At 41.8% G+C, this 20,598-nt stretch carries 19 protein-coding genes; 10 read left to right on the top strand and 9 right to left on the bottom strand.

Annotated features, from left to right (window positions below; translation table 11 throughout):
* Nucleotides 1–148: 148 nt before the first annotated feature.
* Both IEX80_RS19735 and IEX80_RS19730 read right to left on the bottom strand, forming a co-directional pair.
* Nucleotides 149–343: a cold-shock protein gene (locus tag IEX80_RS19735; RefSeq protein WP_090533335.1), complete on the bottom strand. Its 195-nt coding sequence runs from the start codon at nucleotides 341–343 to the stop codon at nucleotides 149–151.
* 120 nt (nucleotides 344–463) lie between these two features.
* On the bottom strand, nucleotides 464–1,600 hold the full coding sequence (locus tag IEX80_RS19730) for a GAF domain-containing protein (protein ID WP_188833885.1): 1,137 nt from the start codon (nucleotides 1,598–1,600) through the stop codon (nucleotides 464–466).
* 305 nt (nucleotides 1,601–1,905) lie between these two features.
* On the opposite strand from IEX80_RS19730, the gene IEX80_RS19725 reads away from it, so the two are divergent.
* The 5 genes from IEX80_RS19725 to IEX80_RS19705 all read left to right on the top strand — a co-directional run bounded on the left by IEX80_RS19725 (nucleotide 1,906) and on the right by IEX80_RS19705 (nucleotide 7,088).
* Nucleotides 1,906–2,556: an HAD family hydrolase gene (locus tag IEX80_RS19725; RefSeq protein WP_176628605.1), complete on the top strand. Its 651-nt coding sequence runs from the start codon at nucleotides 1,906–1,908 to the stop codon at nucleotides 2,554–2,556.
* A gap of 200 nt (nucleotides 2,557–2,756) precedes the next feature.
* The gene (locus IEX80_RS19720) at nucleotides 2,757–2,954 is read left to right on the top strand and encodes a hypothetical protein (protein WP_090533330.1); all 198 of its coding nucleotides are present in this window, start codon (nucleotides 2,757–2,759) and stop codon (nucleotides 2,952–2,954) included.
* A 387-nt stretch (nucleotides 2,955–3,341) separates the two neighbouring features.
* Complete coding sequence (locus IEX80_RS19715; protein WP_090533328.1) at nucleotides 3,342–4,043, top strand: NUDIX hydrolase; 702 nt, start codon at nucleotides 3,342–3,344, stop codon at nucleotides 4,041–4,043.
* Between the two features lie 197 nt (nucleotides 4,044–4,240).
* Nucleotides 4,241–6,109 (top strand): tetratricopeptide repeat-containing sensor histidine kinase, encoded by a 1,869-nt coding sequence (locus IEX80_RS19710; protein ID WP_188833884.1) that lies wholly within the window; start codon nucleotides 4,241–4,243, stop codon nucleotides 6,107–6,109.
* A 106-nt stretch (nucleotides 6,110–6,215) separates the two neighbouring features.
* Nucleotides 6,216–7,088 carry a creatininase family protein gene (locus tag IEX80_RS19705; protein WP_188833883.1) on the top strand — a complete coding sequence of 291 codons (873 nt, stop codon included), beginning with the start codon at nucleotides 6,216–6,218 and terminating at the stop codon, nucleotides 7,086–7,088.
* Nucleotides 7,089–7,143: 55 nt separating this feature from the next.
* On the opposite strand, the gene IEX80_RS19700 is transcribed toward IEX80_RS19705, so the two are convergent.
* From IEX80_RS19700 to IEX80_RS19680, 5 genes are all read right to left on the bottom strand, one after another.
* Nucleotides 7,144–7,839, bottom strand: coding sequence for an ATP-dependent Clp protease proteolytic subunit (locus IEX80_RS19700; protein WP_188833882.1), 696 nt, complete (start codon nucleotides 7,837–7,839; stop codon nucleotides 7,144–7,146).
* Between the two features lie 12 nt (nucleotides 7,840–7,851).
* Nucleotides 7,852–8,124, bottom strand: a complete 273-nt coding sequence (locus tag IEX80_RS19695; RefSeq protein ID WP_188833881.1) for a hypothetical protein — start codon at nucleotides 8,122–8,124, stop codon at nucleotides 7,852–7,854.
* Complete coding sequence (locus IEX80_RS19690) at nucleotides 8,105–8,656, bottom strand: RNA polymerase sigma factor (RefSeq protein ID WP_090533318.1); 552 nt, start codon at nucleotides 8,654–8,656, stop codon at nucleotides 8,105–8,107. The genes IEX80_RS19695 and IEX80_RS19690 overlap by 20 nt, the downstream gene beginning before the upstream one ends.
* A gap of 215 nt (nucleotides 8,657–8,871) precedes the next feature.
* Entirely contained in the window at nucleotides 8,872–9,747 is an 876-nt protein-coding gene (locus IEX80_RS19685; RefSeq protein ID WP_090533316.1) for an AraC family transcriptional regulator, read from the bottom strand.
* Nucleotides 9,748–10,193: 446 nt separating this feature from the next.
* Nucleotides 10,194–13,043: a TonB-dependent receptor gene (locus IEX80_RS19680; RefSeq protein ID WP_090533314.1), complete on the bottom strand. Its 2,850-nt coding sequence runs from the start codon at nucleotides 13,041–13,043 to the stop codon at nucleotides 10,194–10,196.
* 284 nt (nucleotides 13,044–13,327) lie between these two features.
* On the opposite strand from IEX80_RS19680, the gene IEX80_RS19675 reads away from it, so the two are divergent.
* The 5 genes from IEX80_RS19675 (at nucleotide 13,328) to IEX80_RS19655 (ending at nucleotide 18,863) form a co-directional block, all read left to right on the top strand.
* Nucleotides 13,328–14,398, top strand: a complete 1,071-nt coding sequence (locus tag IEX80_RS19675; RefSeq protein ID WP_188833880.1) for a sensor histidine kinase — start codon at nucleotides 13,328–13,330, stop codon at nucleotides 14,396–14,398.
* The gene (locus IEX80_RS19670; protein ID WP_188833879.1) at nucleotides 14,395–15,138 is read left to right on the top strand and encodes a LytR/AlgR family response regulator transcription factor; all 744 of its coding nucleotides are present in this window, start codon (nucleotides 14,395–14,397) and stop codon (nucleotides 15,136–15,138) included. Before IEX80_RS19675 ends, IEX80_RS19670 begins: the two co-directional genes overlap by 4 nt.
* 301 nt (nucleotides 15,139–15,439) lie before the next feature.
* Nucleotides 15,440–16,858, top strand: a complete 1,419-nt coding sequence (locus IEX80_RS19665; protein WP_090533309.1) for an ATP-binding protein — start codon at nucleotides 15,440–15,442, stop codon at nucleotides 16,856–16,858.
* Nucleotides 16,859–16,911: 53 nt separating this feature from the next.
* Nucleotides 16,912–18,573, top strand: coding sequence for a response regulator (locus IEX80_RS19660; RefSeq protein WP_188833878.1), 1,662 nt, complete (start codon nucleotides 16,912–16,914; stop codon nucleotides 18,571–18,573).
* Nucleotides 18,574–18,596: 23 nt separating this feature from the next.
* Nucleotides 18,597–18,863: a UBP-type zinc finger domain-containing protein gene (locus tag IEX80_RS19655; RefSeq protein ID WP_090533305.1), complete on the top strand. Its 267-nt coding sequence runs from the start codon at nucleotides 18,597–18,599 to the stop codon at nucleotides 18,861–18,863.
* Between the two features lie 113 nt (nucleotides 18,864–18,976).
* Here the strand turns inward: IEX80_RS19655 and IEX80_RS19650 are convergent, their stop codons facing one another.
* Both IEX80_RS19650 and IEX80_RS19645 read right to left on the bottom strand, forming a co-directional pair.
* Complete coding sequence (locus tag IEX80_RS19650) at nucleotides 18,977–19,414, bottom strand: DoxX family protein (protein WP_090533303.1); 438 nt, start codon at nucleotides 19,412–19,414, stop codon at nucleotides 18,977–18,979.
* A 181-nt stretch (nucleotides 19,415–19,595) separates the two neighbouring features.
* On the bottom strand, nucleotides 19,596–20,579 hold the full coding sequence (locus tag IEX80_RS19645; protein ID WP_090533301.1) for a sugar phosphate isomerase/epimerase family protein: 984 nt from the start codon (nucleotides 20,577–20,579) through the stop codon (nucleotides 19,596–19,598).
* Between the last annotated feature and the right edge of the window lie 19 nt (nucleotides 20,580–20,598).

Below are 20,598 nucleotides of genomic sequence, written 5' to 3'. Positions count from 1 at the left end.
ATTAGAATAAACAACAACAATGCCAGTTTTTATTTGAAAGTAACATTCAAATATTAAGCCGATGTACGCAGCAGGTTAACAAAAAAATAAAGCAAAAAAAAGGCACTCAAAAATTGAGTGCCTGGTAGGCTTAATGATTATATTATAATTATATAACTTTTACATTTACCGCGTTAAGACCTTTACGGCCGTTTTCAACTTCGTATTCAACGGTGTCGTTTTCACGAACTTCGTCAATAAGGCCTGTTGAATGAACAAAAATATCCGGACCACCATTGCTTGGTACTATAAATCCGAAACCTTTTGTTTCATTAAAAAATTTTACTGTTCCTTGATTTTGCATTCTTTTATTTATTAATGCCGCCAAGGTAGTTATAATTTACCGTAATCAGCAATAGCCAAAGCGTAATTTAGGTGTAAACCAAATCTGTGGGATGGTATTTGGATTTTAGATAATTGATGGTCAGGCTACTATTGCCAAATGCCCTCCCTGTATGGTATCTTCCGAATCTTTTACTATTCCCCGTATCTTTTCATCCAGTTCGTTAACGGTATGTTCTATTATATTAAAGTAACCGAAATCAATATTTTCCATCCGCATGAGGTCTAATATGCCAAGCAGTGACGCTACCGGCCTTCGTAATTCGTGCGATTGTATGATAGCTATACGGTTAAGCGCCTCTTTTTGAATATTGATTTGTTCCTCGTGTCTTTTGCGTGTAGTAATATCTGTTGAGTTAATAGCTACCCCAATTACCTCACCGCTACTATTTTTTACCGGGATAAATGAGGTTTCTTTCCAGCAGGCATTTGGCGTTCCCGACAGCAGTTCCCACTCCCGTTTAACGGAACGGCCGGTTAATGCTATCGCAAAGTATTTCGAAAATGAGTTTACCAGGGCCGGCTCTGTGTAAGCGATAATATTATCACCATTGGCCAGTTTTTTATTATATAGGCTTCTGATAAAAACCGATGCAGATTTATTGAATGCCATAACCTCAAGATTACGGCCAACCAGGATATGGGTATCTTTTGAACTGTCGAAAATTGCTTTCAACTTCATTTCCGATTCGCTGATAAACGCTTTTTGTGATTGCGACTGCTGGTGCTGCTGCTCAAGCGAATGTAAACTTGAATTAAGTTCCATGAGGTTTATAACCTGCCTGGCCAGCGTTTTTAATGATTTAATCTGTTGCTGGTTAAGTTCATGGGGCTTAAAGTCAATAACACACAGGCTGCCAAGGGCATGGCCATCTTTAGTAATCAAAGGGGCACCTGCATAAAACCTTGCCTGTGGATCTTCAATAACAAGAAGGTTGGTGTTAAAGCGTTCGTCATTAAGCAGGTCGGGTACAACCAATACCTGTTTTTGGATAATAGTGTGATTGCAGAATGATAAATCACGTGGGGTACAGGTGATATTGGTGCCGGTAGCGGCTTTAAACCACTGCATGTCGGTATCGAGCAAAGTAACCAGGGCGACGGGAGTGCCGCAGATCTGAGCTGCTAATCCTACTATATCATTTAAATCAACCGCGATGTCACTATCCAGATCCTTAAATCTCTTAACGGCACGCAGGCGCAGGGGTTCGTTATTCATTGTATATTGTATAAGGATTAGTAGTTTTTTTATATATCCAATACGGAGCCTACGCGCACTATAATAATAATGAGCTTATTAAACACATACGCAATAGTTTAGCTAATAGTTGTATAAATTACAGAATAAAAAGACATAATGGCAATGATTTTATTACAATTTAACTGGTTAATCGTACGGCTGTTAAAAACTAATCGCTCATGTGTTTAAAGAATATGTGGCATAATTCAACTTTTAGTTTTTTAAAGGTTTAAGTTTGCCAAAAAACTGGGATCGGTTTTATTTCATAAATTGAAAATTAATACATGAAGGCCTTTATATTCGACCTTAACGGCACTATGATCAATGACATGCCTTATCATACCAAAGCATGGCAATATCTTTTAAATACCGACCTTGGCGGCAGCTTTACCTGGGATGAAGTAAAACCACAGATGTACGGTAAAAATCAGGAAGTACTGGAACGTATGTTTGGCCCCAATCGCTTTACTACCGAGGAAATGAACAGGCTTTCGTACCTTAAAGAACAGCGCTACCAGAATGAGTTTTTACCCCACCTGGCGCTATTGCCCGGTTTGCATGAGTTTTTGGAAAAAGCTTATCAAAACGGTATCCCTATGGCTATCGGTTCAGCCGCTATTCCTTTTAACATTGATTTTGTACTGGATAACCTTAACATCAGGCATTATTTTAAAGCAATAGTAAGTGCCGATGACGTAGTACTAAGTAAACCCCATCCAGAAACATTTTTAAAAGCTGCCGAATTGCTGAATACATTGCCCACAGATTGTATTGTGTTTGAGGATGTACCTAAAGGTGCTGAAGCTGCCGCTAATGCAGGTATGAAAGCTGTTGTACTTACTACTACCCATCAAATAGATGAGTTTTCCGAATTGCAAAACGTAATTCATTTTGCCGATGATTTTACGGATGACTTTGTTGGTAGCCTGGTATAATAAATAGTTGGGCAAACGCATTTTAATATTTAGTGATGATGACTTGTTGTTAATATAGCTAACGAAATAAGGTTATGATATAAATGCCCTTGGTGCCTATTTATAAACCTGCCCCGGACCTTTTATGATGAAACTTAAATTCAGCCTGCTTTTGCTCCTGTCCAGTATGTGCATGCAGTGATCATATTTATGCGCCGGCCATGCACCATAGCGATATTGCTTATCTGCCTAAACCGGTATCTGCCGATGCTGTCAAATCGACAAATTATATTTCGGGGGCGTTAGTAGTTGATGAAAGCCCTAATTACTCAGACGAGTTGGTTAGTGGACAGCTTAATTTTAGCCGCGCACATGCATTTGATCATTTCAACCCGGCTTACGGTGCTATGGTACATTAGGTAATTATCATAACAGCGAATTGGAGCCGCAAGATCCCAACTACTTTAAAAATAAGTTCTTTGGAACGGCAGGAGGGAGGTTGTCGGGAACTTTTTTGTGAGCAGCGGACGTATCGATTTTCGCTTTATCGATTTTGAAGCGGCGAGGGAATTTATTTGTGCGAGCATCGTAACCACGGCGGCAACCGCATGCTGGTAATATCGGCATGGGGCGAATAAATAATGAATAAGTGTCAATTATTATTGTAAAAAGCACAATTAATTTACACATTTGACTAACAATTGTAAATTAATGCGTTTTTAACAGGTATAACATAGCAAATTTGCAAGCTTATATCGAATGTTATTCTATATTTGTTTTTACCATAAAATTATTACTGTTTATAAATGCTCAAGTACTCCAAGCAAACAAGGTTATTATTAGCTGTTGATTGTATCATTTTTGGCTTTGATGGCGAAGTTTTAAAGATCCTATTGATAAAAAGAGGCTTTCAACCCGAAAAGGGAAACTGGAGCCTGATGGGTGGCTTTGTTCAGCCAGATGAAAGTCTTGATCAAAGTGCCAACCGCATTTTAAAGCAATTAACCGGTTTGGAGGGCGTGTACCTTGAACAATTATATACTTTTGGGCAACCCCAGCGTGACCCTATTGAGCGTACAGTATCTGTAGCATACTTTGCACTGGTTGACATCCATAAATATGAAGCCCAGATTAGTGATGATTACCATGCCGAATGGTTTCAGCTTAAACGCGCCCCTAAATTGATATTTGACCAGCAGGAAATGGTTGAGCAGGCCCGCAAACGCATCCGCTACAAAGCAGCTATGCACCCTATCCTGTTTGAGCTTTTGCCCACCAAGTTTACTATCCCGCAATTGCAAACTCTTTACGAAAGCGTGTTTAATACCACTATTGATAAACGTAATTTTAGTAAAAGAGTGCTGGCAACCGGTTTACTCATTAAACTGGCCGATAAGGATAAAGCAGGCTCAAAACGCGGTGCTTATTATTACCAGTTAAATATGCAAAACTATTATGCCAAGTTCCAGGCATTTATGAACTTTATTCCTAATCCCGATTCGTTATAACATTTTTCTGAATCGTTTTTTTATTTCACCTTTATGCCTATATTACCTGCAGAAGGTTTAATATTTTTGAATAACAGTCAAAACTAACTGTACCTGAGCCTATTTTATTTAACATTCTTCAACCATACCACTTTTTATCCGTATAATAGCTTTAGGCTATATCATGAACCGTTAGTCCGTTTTGCAAATATTAATTAATGAAAAAAAACGTAAGCTTTTTAGTATTACTGTTGCTTGCTGTATCTGAATGTTTCGGCCAATTCAGGGAGGTTAATAAACTAAAAAAAGACTTGCCCTTAACGCATGATAGCATACAGTATGTGAATACGCTTAACAGGCTGGGGATGCTTATGTATGAGCAAAATATCGACAGTGCTTTCAATTATGCTAAAAAGGCAAGAACTATAGCTGAACGGCTTGGCTATAAGGCTGGAAAGGCCGATGCACTAAATGTTATAGGCATTGTTTATGATCTTAAAGGCAATCTACAGCTTTCACTGCGCTATTATAACGAGGCTTATAACCTTTACAAAGAATTAAATGATACCTCAAACGTTGTACAGGGGTTAATGAACATTGGCCTTGTGTTTAACGAGAACAAGGAAGATAAAAAAGCGATAAACTTTTTTAAGCGGGCATTAAACATTGGTAAAACCCTGCAGCGCGACTCGATCGTGGCGTTGGTGCTGTGCAATTACCTGCTCCTATACCCCGAGCAAATCCCCAAAGATTCGGTTGAAGTTTACCTTAATAAAGCACGCGAAATTGGCACAAGATATAAAGATAAACGTATGCTCGTTGAAGCAGACCAGGTACAGGGATTGCTATACCTTCAAAGCAACAAGCGTGAACAAGGTGTGGCGCTTTTACAAAAAGCAGTAGATAATGGTTTGGCCATGGAGCTTTATTACCTGAGCCTTGATATAGTCATGAACCTTGGCGACTTGTACTTCGAAAATAATGTTCCCAAAGCTATTGAATACTACAAACAGGGACTTTTTATCGCCGAAAAAAGCGGCTATCACTATTATGAAAAAGTCTTCGGGAAAAAATTATATGATATTTATATTGCTCAAAATAATCTGCCCGAAGTACAGCGCTACAGTTCAAAATTGCTGAAACTATATGACGACGAGGAGAAGTACACTAATACAACAGGTTTTGATTATATTGATTATGCCCTGAAAGACCAGGAACTGGAAGCTATAACCATCCGGAGCCAAAACAGGCAGGTGCTTGCGATTGTACTTGGTGTTTTATTTGTGATAACCGCCATTACCGTAATATTTACTTACCGACTGTACAACCTGAAGAAAAAGCATGGCCAAACATTGGAAGAACTTAATCACACCGTACAGCTACGAAACGAAAAGCTGCAAATAGATCATGAATTCAACAACCGGCTGGTATCTATTCTTGCGCATGATTTCAGGCAGCCAATAGGTGCACTCAAAACACTGGCAACGGTACTTAAAGACGCCGATACTTTTACACGGGAAGAATTGATGGAATTGGTAGATACCATGGAGCATTCTTCAAATATTTCGCTGGAGATTTTTGAAAACATATTGCAATGGATCAAACAGCAATTGTCGGGCTTTAATTACAAAGCTGTTCCCCTGCCTTTAAAGGACCTTATAGATGAGGCAATACAACCATTTTACTTAATGGGTAAAGACCGCGGGCTTAGGTTCGTAATCAAAGTGGACCCGGCCATTGTTATTCATGCCGACAAAGAGTTGGTACAGTTTATCCACCGCAATTTTATACATAACGCCATTAAGTTTTCGCCAGATAATTCAACTATTACTATAGGTGCATCAAGCGATGACAACGATGTAACTGTTTATGTACAGGACGAAGGAAAAGGTATTTCGCCCGATAAGCTAAAGTTGCTCTTTAATTTCAAAGCCAACATGCAGTACAGTAACGAAAAGGAAAAAGGCGCGGGCGTAGCGCTCATGATCTGCAAAGATTTTACCGAAAAAATGAATGGCCGGATCTGGGTTGAAAACGACAAGGAAAAAGGGGCTATTTTCTGCTACTCATTGCCCAATGTCCATTAACCTCTTCATTGTAATTTTTAAATTACCTATTGAAAAACAACATTTTAAGTTCGTAAATTTCAGTTCAAATACAGTTTGCTATAACCTGTTATTAAACCTATAATTTATGAAAACTTACTTATTACTGTTTGTAGCGCTGCTGCTTCCTGCTTATTCCTTTGCCCAGCAAATACCTGCGCGCTGGGACGAGCTTGTTGCCTCAGATTTTCCTGCTGCACTCGAAAAATCGTCGAAAACCTGCATCCTGCCCATTGGGATCCTGGAAAAACACGGCCCTCACTCCCCTTTAGGCACCGATCTGATCCATGTGCGTGAGTGGGCTGCCCACGCTGTTAAGTCGGAATATGCAGTTGTATTTCCTGATTATTTTTATGGGCAGATCAATGAGGCCCGCCATCAGCCCGGAACGTTTGCGCTGCCAAGCAAAGTGATCTGGGATTTACTGGAAGCTACCTGCGATGAAATTGCGCGAAACGGGTTTGATAAAATAGTAATACTGAACGGCCATGGCGGCAATCCCGAGTTTATCCAGTTCTTTATGCAATCTCTGCTCAACAAACGTCACAGCTATGCAGTATATTTTTATAACCCGCACAGTGCAGATAAGGAATACACAGATCAATACCGCAAAATGCATAAATCAGCTATTGAAGGTGATCAGCATGCCGGCGAAAGTGAAACCGCGTCGATGCTTTACTATCGCCCAGATCTGATGAAGATGGACCGGGCAGCATCACAATCAGGCGATAATCAGCGCCGTTTAAACCTGGCTAATATTTATACACCTATATGGTGGTATGCCGCTTATCCTAACCACTATGCAGGTGAAGGGGCTAAAGCTACACCTGAATTTGGCAAATTTATAGCAGAGCATGAAATAGCCAGTTTTATACAAGCGCTTAAAGCGATTAAGGCCGATACCAGTACCATCAAATTGCAAAATGAGTTTTTTGATAAGGTAGATGCGTTAAATAAGTGATCTAAATAGCCAGACTTACGAAGCAATTAAACTTCGTAAGTCTTCAATATGCTAATCAATCCTCCTTCGCTCCCAAAACCTCGTCTATCATACCAAAAGCTTTCGCTTCTTTAGCTATCATCCAGTAGTCCCTGTCAGATACTTCATAAACCCTGTCGTAGCTTTGCCCGCTGTGTTTGGCTGTGATCTCATACAGTTCTCGTTTCATTTTAGAGATCTGCCGGGCAGCAATTTCAATGTCCGATTCCTGCCCCTGCGCTCCGCCTGATGGCTGGTGCAGCATCACCCGTGAGTGCGGCAACGCGGCCCGTTTGCCGTTGGCGCCGGCGCAAAGTAATGTCGAAGCCATTGAGGCAGCCATACCGGTACAGATAGTAGCCACATCGGGCGATATAAACTGCATGGTATCATAAATCCCCAGTCCGGCATACACCGAACCGCCCGGTGAATTGATATAGATCTGGATATCCTTTTTGGCATCGGCCGATTGCAGGAAAAGCAATTGCGCCTGGATGATGTTAGCCACCTGCTCATCTATCGCAGTGCCCAGAAAAATGATCCTGTCCATCATCAGTCTCGAAAAAACATCCATTTGCGAGATATTGAGCTGCCGCTCTTCCATAATATAGGGCGTCATGCCCATCCTTATTTGGCTGTTATTTACCTGCGCAATAAACCTGTCAATATGTAAACTTTGGACACGGCGATGCCTTACCGCATATTTGCGGAACTCATTTTGATTGATATTCATAAAATTTAATGTTTAGCGTTTATTGAACAAACGCATGATCTTTTGCCTGAAACCCACATGCTCAGGCAGGCTGAATAGCTTTTGATGTACGGTTTCAATTTCGGCCTTAAGGCTGTTATGGCCATATTGCTGCACAAGGGCCAGAGTTTGTTTATGCCGCATCACCTTATACTTAAGGCCAGGGTTGATGATCAGTTTGGCATCGAACAGCAGTGCCTCATCAGGCGCAGTTTGCCCAAGCACATGATCGTCAATTTCCTTGATCTCATTCAATGAAGTCCTCATAGGCCAGTGATTGTTCTTTAACTGTTTCCCTTACCTTTTCAATGCATTTATACTTCTGCACAGTAGCTGATCGCTCACCCGCGTAGCCAAACAAATCCGCGAGATCCTTCATGGGCAGCTTATGATAATAAAAAGCGCTTAGCAACTCCATGCATTTTTTACCCGCCGTTTCCAGGTATCTCATTAGTTTAACTGCCGATGGCTGATCTTCAGTTTCATCTGTAACATCAAAACCTTTGGTACAATTATCAAGCGACAGGTTATGGCGGTCACCCTTAAACTTTTTGAGCCAAAGATGTTTGGCAATACCCAGCAGGTAAGCCTTTTCACCGTTATGCGGTGACAGATCACCGTTTAACGTCTTTTCATAATAAATAACAAGGGCATCCTGAAAAATATCTTTCGCGTCATCAAAAGAGCCGCCCATTTTGCTTACATATTTAGCCACTGTTGGGAAAGCGCTTTGGTAAAGCTTCGTAATGAGTTTTTCCCTTCGGGCGGCCGGTTTATCAAAAACTATCTCATGTGTCATGATCAGTGCGTTTAATAGTAAGTGCGCAAAACGAGAGATATATCACCGTGAATTTAGAAAATTATTCCCAGGATAGGATAATAGAATTATTTTCAGCCTTATGGAAAAGGATATTGAAGGGGCTGCTGCCCTGTCATGAACTGCCTTTTTTCTAAAGGTCAGCCCATCCCGAGTTATTTTCAATACAATTAAAACCACTCGGGGATAGCAAAAAATTATGTTTTCTTCGTAAACTCCTTTTGGTACATGAGTGGGCTTTTACCTGTTACCTGTTTAAAATGCTTGTGAAAAGTGGAGAAATTATTGAAGCCGCTGTCGTAACAAAGCTGCTTGATGTTGAGCTTATTTTCAATGAGGAGTTTGCAGGCATAGCCTACCTTTATTTCGATCACAAACTGTGAGTAGGTTTTGCGGGTTTTTGATTTAAAGTACCGGCAAAACGAGTTCGCGCTCACACCGGCTATATCGGCAATTTCTTCCAGGTAAATCTTTTTGCGGAAGTTACGTACCGAGTATTCATAAATATTATTGAGCCTGTCGCTTTCCGATTCATTATGATCGTACTTAAAACCTATAGAAGTTAGATAATTAAGCGGTGAACTGCCCGCTATGGTATTCAATGCTTTGAGCAGCATGATGATCCTTTCGGCACCATCAGTATTAAGCATAGTGGCTAAAATAGAGGCCACCTGCTTTTTTATTTCACCTGTTATTTGCAAGCCACGTTTTGAACGTTCAAGCAATACTTTTATTAGCTTGTTTTCTGGAAGCTGAAGAAACTGATCGCCCCAAAAGTTTTCGCAAAAATGTACCACGATGGTATCAACCGGCACCTGTTCGTTGCCATTATTAAAGTACATGTCGTCAAAGCGCCAGTAATGAGGCAGGTTTGATCCAACCAACACCATATCGCCGTCTTCAAACTGCTTAATACTATCGCCTATAAATTGCGTTCCGCCACCTTTGATGAAATAAATCAGCTCCAATTCGGGATGGCAGTGCCAGCGGTTATTGATATCCGGTGATACATCATGCCTTACGCTAAAGGAATGCGCAGGATCGGCAGAAACTTTAAGTAAAAGCGGCTTCATTCAGTTTTATTTACAAATAATGGGTTAAATGTAATTAAAAACTGTAAAAAAAGCTTATTTTTTATAAAGGGCTAAATTAACAAATATTCGGGCTACGAAGTACCCCCGCAAAAACGGTCCAGGTAAATTAACACATAAAAGTTTAATCTTTGGTTTGTGTAGTTTAATTAAATAATAAAAAAAATGAGAATAATATCTCATACTACTGCGTTGATATTCAGATTGATTGAATAATAAATTGGTTTAAGCCAAAAATCGAAACCTAAATAAGTGCATTAACGTATAATTAATAAAAAAGGGGCGTCCCGTATCTCACCCCGGAACGCCCTGCAGTTATCTGATGATAACATCAACTAAATCTCAGATCATCATGCTTTTTGATCTGAACTCACCATCGTTCTCAGGGATGGGAAGGTTTTTAATATTTTATGAACCTTTGCTGTTCTTTAAAATGGCGGCGGTCCGCCGGGGCCGCCGCCCGGAGGTGGAGCACCCGGTCCGCCACGCTCCATGGTTGGCCTTTTGCCGGCAAATTTCTGTAGCTTAAGCGTAAAGGTTAACAAGTAGTAACGCCCCAAACGATTACTGTTGGTTTGAGTGATATAGCTGCCGTTCTGAGTGGTAGTATACCCGGTATTTTCATTAAACACATCCATCACCGAAAAGCGTAACGTACCGGCATTGCCTTTCAAAAAGCGACGCTCAACATAGGTATTCAATATATTAGGATTGGTAGCGCCCGTATAACCATAGTAGATCATTTTTGAATAATCATAGCTCAGGGTCCAGTCTTTAAAATAGCTTTTGCCATTAAGGCCAAGATTAAGCGTTTGGAAGTTACTGTTAACATTTGCCTGTTTGATAGAATTGCTTGAGGTGTTAACGCTGTAAGTAGTGCTTGCTTCGGCATCAATAACGTCGGTAATGCTTACCCTAAAGCGCGCGCCTTGAGATAATACCAAATTTTTGGCTATATTCTTTTCGGTTGTCATGTTATAGGTAGCAGAGTCAACGTTACTAATATATGAGACGTTGTTATTGTACGAAATGTTACCGATCATGAATAAATTATATTTTCTTTTTTGCCATGGCTTGGCGAACACGTAAAACCCCTGGGCCGAATAATAGCCATCGGCATTTAAATATTGGGTTAAGATACTTCCCGCAAGTTTACTGTTTGGTGCATAATTTCTGGGGTAGGTAATGGTGTTGGCTACTATCTTATTATCTGTTTTAATGAACGACAGGTTACTGAAAAACACGTTCCCGCTTTCAAAATTGAATTTATTGTATTTTAACGACAGCGTGTTGTTGAACTCCGGTTTCAGATCGGGGTTACCTTGTACCGGGTATGATGCGTTACTAAAATCGGTAACCGGCTGCAACTCGGTATAAGTAGGCTGGTTGCTGCTGCCATTATAGTTTAAACTAAGTGACTGACTGCGCGAAAAGTTATAAATGAACCTTGCAGTAGGCGCCCAATTAAACGTATTGTTATTAGTAGTAAATGGTGTGCCATCAACTATCGACGATCCTTTTAATAGCGTAGGTTGCGCTACCAGGCCCAGGGTATAATTGTATTTTTTGTCGATAAAACGATAGTTAAGCCCGAACCTGTTGGTAACAAAGGTCGAATTATAGTTATTGCTTAACAAATCGTATCGGTTGATATTTCCATCATCGGCCAGGGTATCGGTGGCCCTGTCGGCAGTGGTGTAGGAGTAATGGTAAGCGTAGTTAAGCTCCAGGTATCCTTTTTTGCTGATAGGTTCCATGTATGATACCGTAGTCCCCACACTATCGGTACGGCTATCAGTATTGATGAACTGGTTTAAAGGTGCGTTGCGGGCCCCGTCAATATAAGTGTAAACCGGGTTTTGATATTTGTTAATGGTATAGCTGCCTGCCCCAACATTTACACTGAAGTTGCGCCCGTGACTGTTAAACCTGTGGTTAAGCAACACATTAACACCATAATTGGGCTCGGTTGATTTACTGAGGTTTGCGAGGCTATAATTTGATACCGTTTCCGAATTTCTGAGCAGTAAACTGGTTGCGTCGGATGTAGTATTGGTGCTGGCGTAAGCATATGTTGGGGTAATCTTTATATAGTTTACGGTATCGGGTTTATACTCAATGTTGAAATTAATCCGGTGGTTCAGCTTTTCGTCTTGCTGGTTATTGGTTTGCGTATTGGTACTGGGATTGGTTGACGAAAGATTATTTTGAATAGTGCTGCTGATGGTGTTCACCGAATTATCGGCAAAACTGTAACTGCCATAAGCGGTAATTTTTTTGCCCCAGCTATCGCGATAATTGAACCCGAACGAACGTGCTGTAGTGATCCCGTTTGATGAGCTGCTGTTTGATCCCGGAGGGCCACCCGGTCCGCCACCTCTTGGACCACCACCTCCAAAACTAAACAGATTGGTATTGGTGTTGTTAAGGTTACCCAAAAAAGCCAGCTGTCTGTTGCCATTAAAGCTAAACACATTGGCCGAAGCCACATGCCTGTTGCTCTCCTTATCGCTTGAGACACCGGGAATAGCATCCCGCCCGCCACCTATGCTGGCCTGCCCAAAGTAACCATAGTTTTTATTTTGCTTAATAGTTATGTTCAGTACCTTATCCGGTTCGCCGATTTTTACACCGGTAAGATTTGCCTGATCGCCATAATCATCTATGATCTGGATATTTTGTACGATATCGGCAGGCAGGTTTTTTGTAGCTGTTTTAACGTCGCCTCCAAAAAAATCCTTTCCATTAACACGCACCTTGGTTACACTTTTGCCCTGGGCGGTAATATTGCCATCTTTATCAACATCCATACCAGGCAGTTTTTTAATCACATCTTCAACAGGGGCATTATCGCGTACTTTGTAAGCATCGGCGTTAAATTCAATGGTATCTTCCTTAAGCTTTACCGGGTTCACATCCGCAATAACTACGGTTTTTAACATCGTAGTTTCTATTTTCAGGATAACCGGCGGCAAATTAGCCGGCTTATTATCATTAGCCAACACAAACCTGCGCCTGAGTGGTTCATAACCTATCGAGCTAAAAACTAAACTAAACTGGCTTACTGTCACATTGTTAAATGTAAAGGTACCATCGGCACCCGTAATAACGGTAGTGCTGTCGGTACCGGTAAGCATTTTTACGCTCGTACCCGCAACCACGTAACCGGTAGAGTCTTTTACGACACCTTTAACCGTACGGCCAGGGTCGGCTTTTGCGTTAAACGGTTTGATAAACGCTAAGGCAATAATTACTGCCAAGGAGTATAGGATTTTCATTTTATGCTGATTAACAGCCCCAAAACAATAGCATTATTTTTAGTGAAAAAAAGGGAATAGACGGGCGTTGTTTATGTATAGACGGGATACAGCTTTTTGCCTATAAACACTGACTGTTATCCTACGAAAGGTTGATAGAAGTCTTTAAAGATCAGATCAAAGCGTTCATCGGTGATTTTTGCCTCCCGGGCGATTATAATTGTCTTATAGTCTTATTGATTTGTAATATTGCTGAATTATATCTGTAAATTTATTTGCCGTGCACCGTAGCGTAAATCCCCTAAATGAGCCTTAAATCAAAAAGCAATACCATTACCGTCCTCATTCATATCTTAATATGGGTGGTGTTTGGACTGCTGTTGTTCTTTTACCAGCCGCTTACCTGGAATGTTGAATTTCCGTACCAGTTTTGGATCAAACAGGCGGTTACTTTTTTTATACTGGTTGCTGCCTATTACTTTAACAGCAAATTACTTGTTCCGCGATTTTTGTTGCATGACCGCACCGGCATGTACTTTATAGCCGTTGTAGGTGTAGTAATAGTTTTTCTATTACTTAACAATTGGGCCGATAAAGCGCTGCATATGCATGAGCACATGGAGGCGGTTTTTCACCGGCAGCACCGCCCGCCAAAACCAAAAGACCGCGGCGGCTGGGATATTTTTGGTACCGTTATAGTGGCGTTGGTTTTAGGGATCAGCACCAGTATTACGGCTATCCAAAAATGGCAGATGGATATCCGCCTGCGCCAGGCCCTGGAGCAGGACAAGATCAGTTCTGAATTATCTTTTCTGAAAGCCCAGATTAACCCGCATTTCTTTTTCAATACGCTTAATAACATTTATGCGCTTACCCATGTTAACGCCGAAACATCGCGCAAGGCGCTGCACCAGCTTTCGCGCATGATGCGATATGTGTTATATGATACACAACATGGCACTGCATTATTAAGCCAGGAAATAGCTTTTATCAAAGATTACATCAGTCTTATGGAGTTGCGCCTTACCGAAAAAGTAACCGTTATTTTTACTCCGCCGGCGCATACCAATGATGTAACCGTTGCCCCAATGATTTTTTTACCTTTTGTAGAAAACGCCTTTAAACACGGCATCAGCGCTACAGAGCCGAGTGCTATCCACATCAATATCGATCAGCATGATAACCAGCTGGAGTTAAAGGTAGAGAATGGCATCTATAAAGATCATAACCTAAACATTGGCGAAAATAAAGGTATCGGTTTAACCAATACCATTCGCCGGCTTGATTTGCTCTATGCAGGAAAATATAAACTGGATATTACTGAGGATGTAACCGCCAATATCTATACTGTTCACTTAACCCTTAACCTGTCATGATAATTAACTGCATAGCGATTGATGATGAGCCGCTTGCGCTGGGCCTGGTTTGTGCTTTTATCGAGCAAACCCCCTTCCTGAAACTGATTGGCCGTTATAGCAGTGCCGTAGAGGCGCTTGTCGGCTTGCAGGATCAAAAGGTTGATCTTATTTTTTTGGACATCCAAATGCCTAACCTTAATGGCATGGAGCTGGCCCGGGTGCTTGACAGCCGCGGAGCAACTAAACCCCGCATTATTTTTACCACCGCCTACAACCAGTTTGCTATTGAAGGCTACCGGGTTGATGCTCTCGATTACCTGCTCAAACCCTTTAACTATGAAGAATTTTTGCATGCTTCAAACAAAGCCCTGAATTATTTTGAACTGGTGAACCGCTCGAACAGCCCTGCAACCGTAATTGCCGCTGAACCCGAAGAGGAAGAGTACTTGTTTTTAAAGATAGAATACCAGTTAGTAAGGATCGCTCTTAATGACATCTTGTACATTGAAGGTTTGAAAGATTATGTAAAAATCTATCTTCAGGATAAGGAAAAACCATTGCTTTCCCTCACCAGTTTAAAAGCTTTGGAAGAAAAACTGCCATCCAAACGTTTTATGCGTGTACATCGTTCATTCATTGTATCGCTCAATAAAATCAACTCCATTACCCGCAACGCTTTACAGATAGGTAAAGTGAACATTACCGTTGGGGATCAGTATAAAGAAGCCTTCGGGGTATTTTTGAGCAAATGGAATTGAACCCGGATTTATAGGATTTTCCTGATTACTGGATTTTTGAATGCTGCCTGAAGATTAACCGAGCCATTCGATATTCTGCCCCTGCGATCGTGTCTCCACGATCGCCTTCAAAGCCATCAACTTTCCATATTAACAAAGCGTTTCATGAGGACACGAATCCAGGGAATCCAATAATCCCCTAAATCCCGGTTCAGACAAAATCCTGGTACAGACAAACAAAATCCATCCTGCACAGGTTCACCTAATTGCAATTTTTTGCCTCATTTTTACATCATTAAATAATATTCCCTACTTTTAAATTATGCAAAAGGTAAGTGAACTACAGGTAAGCGTATCAGACTTAAAAGCTTTTGAAGCTTTGGCCAATATACCCGACGATCAGCTGCAATGGCTGATTGATAAAAGTGAGATCTTAACATTTGAAGATGGTGAATACCTAATGGAGCCGGGGCAGGATCTTACAGGCCCACATTTTATAATAGAAGGCAACATGCGCTTCTTTATGATGCAGCAGGGTTCGCGTCGCGACTATACCATGGTTGAAAAAGGAAGTATCACGGGTTATATGCCCTATTCCCGCGGTCTCATAGCCAAAGGCTATGCCCAGGCTGTTGGCGAACTGACGGTGTTGAGTTACCCTACAGCCGAAATCATGGAGATGATTCGGAACCATTTTGAGCTTACGCAGGCGCTGGTACATATCATGACTACCCGCGTACGCGATTTTACGGCCATGCAGCAGCAAAATGATAAAATGATGGCTTTAGGTAAGCTATCTGCCGGTTTAGCGCATGAGCTTAATAACCCGGCATCGGCCATTGTGCGCGACTCGCTGTCATTAAGAAAACACCTGCGTATGGTGCCTGCCCACCTAAAAAATATGTTTGCCATAAGGGCGAGTGATGAGCAGGTTGATGGTTTGACAGACGAACTTTTCAGGATCCTGAATAAAAAGGAATGCTATACCCGCCTTACACTAAAACAGCGCACCCAACTTGAAGACGAAATATCAGAATGGCTGGAAGATAACGGTGTTGAGGATGCCTATGATATAGCCGAAAGCTTTGTTGACTTTAGCTTTACTACCGAAAATCTGGAGGCACTAAAATCGCACATTCCAGAACATGCGGTACCAATCATTATGGGCTGGCTTAGTGCCAAGCTTATGGGCGAAAAGATGATTGAAGATATCCAGGAGTCTGCACGACGTATTGCCGAATTGGTAAGTTCCGTTAAAACATTTACCCATATGGATCGCGCGCAGGATAAGCAGTATGCCGATATCCACGTAGGGATCCGTAACACGATTACCATGTTGGGTTACAAGATCAGGAAGGAAAATATTACCGTAATTGAAGAGTTTGATGAAACCCTGCCCGAAGTGAAAGCGCTTATCGGCGAACTTAACCAGGTTTGGACCAACCTGGTTGATAATGCCCTTGATGCCATGGAAATAAATGAGAGAGGCACACTTACCATCCGCACAAAAAAAGATAACGACTTTGTTGAAGTAAGAATCATTGATGATGGGCCCGGTATACCCGAAGATAATATCAGCCAGATCTACGATCCGTTCTTTACCACAAAAGAAATGGGCAAAGGCACTGGTATGGGCCTTGAAGTGGTGCAGCGTATTGTGAAGCAGCACCGCGGTTCAATAAAGGTAAAATCAAGACCCGGGCATACCGAGTTTATAGTTTGCTTCCCGATAAATGGTTAGCAAAAAACTGATTTTACCAAAAATATTAGTTAATTTGCCTGCATATTTACCCTATGAGCCGTCCGATAATATTTTCCATAGATGATGATCCGCAGGTACTGCGGTCAATAAGCCGCGATTTAAAGTCGCAGTATGGCAAAGAATATAAAATACTAAGCACAACATCGGCAAATGAGGCATATGATACCCTTATCGAACTGAAAAACAGTTCGGAGGTGGTCGCCTTATTTTTGTGCGACCAGCGCATGCCCGAAATGGAAGGCGTTAAATTTTTGGAGAAGGCAAAAAAAGTATTCCCCGAGGCTAAACGGGTACTGCTTACCGCCTACTCCGATACTGATGCCGCCATTAAAGCCATTAACGATGTACAGCTTGATTATTACCTGATGAAGCCCTGGAACCCGCCAGAGGAAAAACTTTATCCTGTAATAAATGACTTGCTCGATGACTGGCATAGCCACTACATACCCGAATTTGTGGGTATGAAGCTCGTTGGCTACCAGTTTTCGCCTCAATCGCACGTTATAAAAGATTTTTTAGCCGGTAACCTGATCCCTTACCGTTGGTTTGATATTGAAAAAAATATCGATTCGGCCAGTTTGCTTACCATCAATAACCGCACAACCGATGATTTGCCGATGGTGATATTTGAGGATGGCAGTTGTTTAACAAAACCAACCATCAGGGACATTGCCGATAAAATGGGTAAAAATCCAACCCAGCTCACTGATGTTTATGACGTGGTGATCATTGGTGCCGGCCCTGCAGGGTTGGCTGCTGCCGTATATGGTTCATCAGAAGGCTTAAAAACTTTATTGATTGAGCGTAAAGCACCGGGCGGACAGGCCGGTACCAGCTCCCGTATTGAAAATTATCTGGGTTTCCCGGCAGGTTTAAGCGGCGCCGATCTTACCCGTCGCGCCATAAGTCAGGCTATGCGTTTAGGCGCCGAATTTTTATCACCCCAATCTGTAAGCGATATCAAACAAAAAGATGGCTACAAAACCATTATTTTGGATGACGGGCCCGAGATCATCAGCCGTACAGTAGTAATTACTACCGGTGTTGATTACCGTAAACTGGAAGTTAAAGGCGTTGATAACTTTACCGGAGCCGGCATTTACTATGGCGCGGCTACTACCGAAGCTTCGGCATGTACAGGTAAAGAGGTGTTTGTAATTGGCGGAGGTAACTCGGCCGGACAGGCAGCTATGTACCTTTCCAAATTTGCAAAAAACGTGCATATTATTATCCGCAGGGATGATTTGACGGCAACCATGTCTGCCTACCTGATCAACCAGATTGCCGATACGCCCAATATAAAGGTTATGCCAAATACCGAGGTAATTGAGGCCGAAGGCACTAACTGCCTTGAAAAGCTTACGATACAAAACTGCAAAACCAAGGAAAGCGAAGTTAAAACTGCTAACGCATTATATATATTTATTGGTGCCAAGCCGTATACCGACTGGATAAAGCTGGACATCATTAAAAATAATAAAGACTTTATTGAAACCGGCCGGGAGTTGCGCAGTTACGAGAACTTTAACAAAGTTTGGAAGCTTAAACGTGATCCGTTCCTGTTAGAAACCAGTTGCCCGGGTATATTTGCAGCCGGCGATGTGCGTGCCGGGGCTATGAACCGCGTGGCATCTGCCGTAGGCGAAGGCTCAATGGCTATAAGTTTCGTACATAAATATCTTGCCGAAGTTTAAATTATTAATCACTACATACACCTATGGAAGAAACCTGTGCCCACATCGAAGCTGTTGAAAGCATAACCGAGCCCAAAGGCTACGTTTGTGAGGAATGCATAAAACATCACGGTTCATGGCTGCACCTGCGTACCTGCCAAACCTGCGGCGTTACGCTTTGCTGCGATAGTTCACCCAATACGCATATGACTAAGCATTTCCACGCTACAGGCCATCCCGTAGTTATATCTGCCGAACCAGGTGAGCGCTGGCTATGGTGTTATGTAGATGAAGCCGTTAAAGGATATTAATTGGAAGTCGGAAGTTTTGAGTTCGAAGTTTTAAGTCCCAAATTGGGAGTTTTACAGTTTTGGTGTTAGTTAAAAGAAATTCCTTTCCTGGCTCTTGATTTCTTATCTCTCCATTATCCCTTAAACGACAGTACTTTATCCAATGACCATGGACCGGAGCCTAAAATGGTAAATAGTATAAGCAGAGCCAGAGCTGTAATTGATGGCCATAACATGGTATTGATAGGTTCCTGGAAAATCCCTGTTAAAAATACTGCGCCCACCAATATAGGGATCTGAATAATGCAGCCCAAACGGGTTAATATACCCATGGCTATGAGTATACCACCAACCATGTGGGCAAATGATACATAGTATACCAGGATCATCAGCATATCTGGCGATACGTTAATAACATCCTGATCGGTAATAATACCTCGCAGGTATGATGTATTTTCCATAAAAGTTATGCCTTTCACTAATAAAAATACGCCAAGAACAATACGCACAATATCCAAAACTTTAGGGTGATGAGTGTCGCCCCAGTGTTCAATTTTATGAACCAGATTCATAAAGCCCTCCTTTTAGTTTAATAATTGGTTATGAGCAACCCGGGGCGATCAGGGAGATCAAGCGACGGGCATGCTGTTATTAAATTTAGTAACAAATTTGTTATAAAACAAGTTTTAGGGGAGTAAAAAAAATGACAGGTTGAAGCGCGGATACTTAAACCTGTAATGCGTTGAACGAGACCTACAGGTCATACTCTGCCAGCCATCCACGCAATCTGGTCAAATCCTTTTTTAAAGCGGCCGAAAACTCATCCTTACTAATAGTCAGCTCACGTTTACCATCCTCTGCCCCGCCTAAGGGATATTCGCAGTGCAGGCTCATGGGGCCATTGATATTGTATTGTTTTAGCAGGCTGAAGTATTTTTTATAATCAACCATACCCTCGCCTAATGGCACACTTTTCACCCGCCATTTGTCGCCCTTTTTCTCCCAGTAAAAATCTTTTACATTGATTGTTTTGGAATAAGCCTTCAACAGGTCAAGTGTAACAGGCCAGGTATCGGCACCTTCAGTTGTTGCATGCCTTACATCGTACTGACAACCGATGTTATTAGGATCAAGCCCTTCAAGGCTCAGCCATAAATCCCATTGTGATGCTCCAAACAAGTCGCCGGAGTGGTTTTGATAGCCGCCGTGCATGCCATACCTTTTGTTGAGCTGGGCAAGACCGGCCAGTTGCTTATTGATAGCCCTGATATTGGCCGGTACACTGGTAGCCTTATCATAATTAAACCAGGCGGTACGATAATATTTAATGCCCAATGCCGATGCTGTTTTCAGGATCGGTTCGGCGTATTTTTCATCAGCAGTTTTAATATTGGTTACTATGGTATAAACCTTGAGCCCGGCTTTTTCAATAGCTTCAACCGCTTTAGGCAGGTCATCGGCAACACGTTCGGGCAGCACGTGGCCATCGGGCCTTACAGTAAGGTCAATTCCGTCAAAACCAAGCTGTACCGTTAAAGCGGCCATATCGGCATAATTAAGCCAGTGCATATGTTTGGAAAATATGCTCACTTTTATTTTTTCACCCGCAGAGGGGTTACCTGTGGCAACGTCAGTATTTAAGGGTGATTGCTTAGCCAAAGCACTTAAACCAAAAGGTAAACCGGCAGCAGCTATTGCGGCCGAAGCAATAAATTTTTTGCGGCTGATGTTTTTCATAGGTGTTAAAATTGGTAAT

It is taken from the genome of Mucilaginibacter rubeus (assembly GCF_014643835.1).
Taxonomy (GTDB): Bacteria; Bacteroidota; Bacteroidia; order Sphingobacteriales; family Sphingobacteriaceae; genus Mucilaginibacter; species Mucilaginibacter rubeus.
The sequence above is the reverse complement of the archived record's forward strand: the minus strand, read 5'-3'. Positions and strand labels throughout refer to the sequence as shown.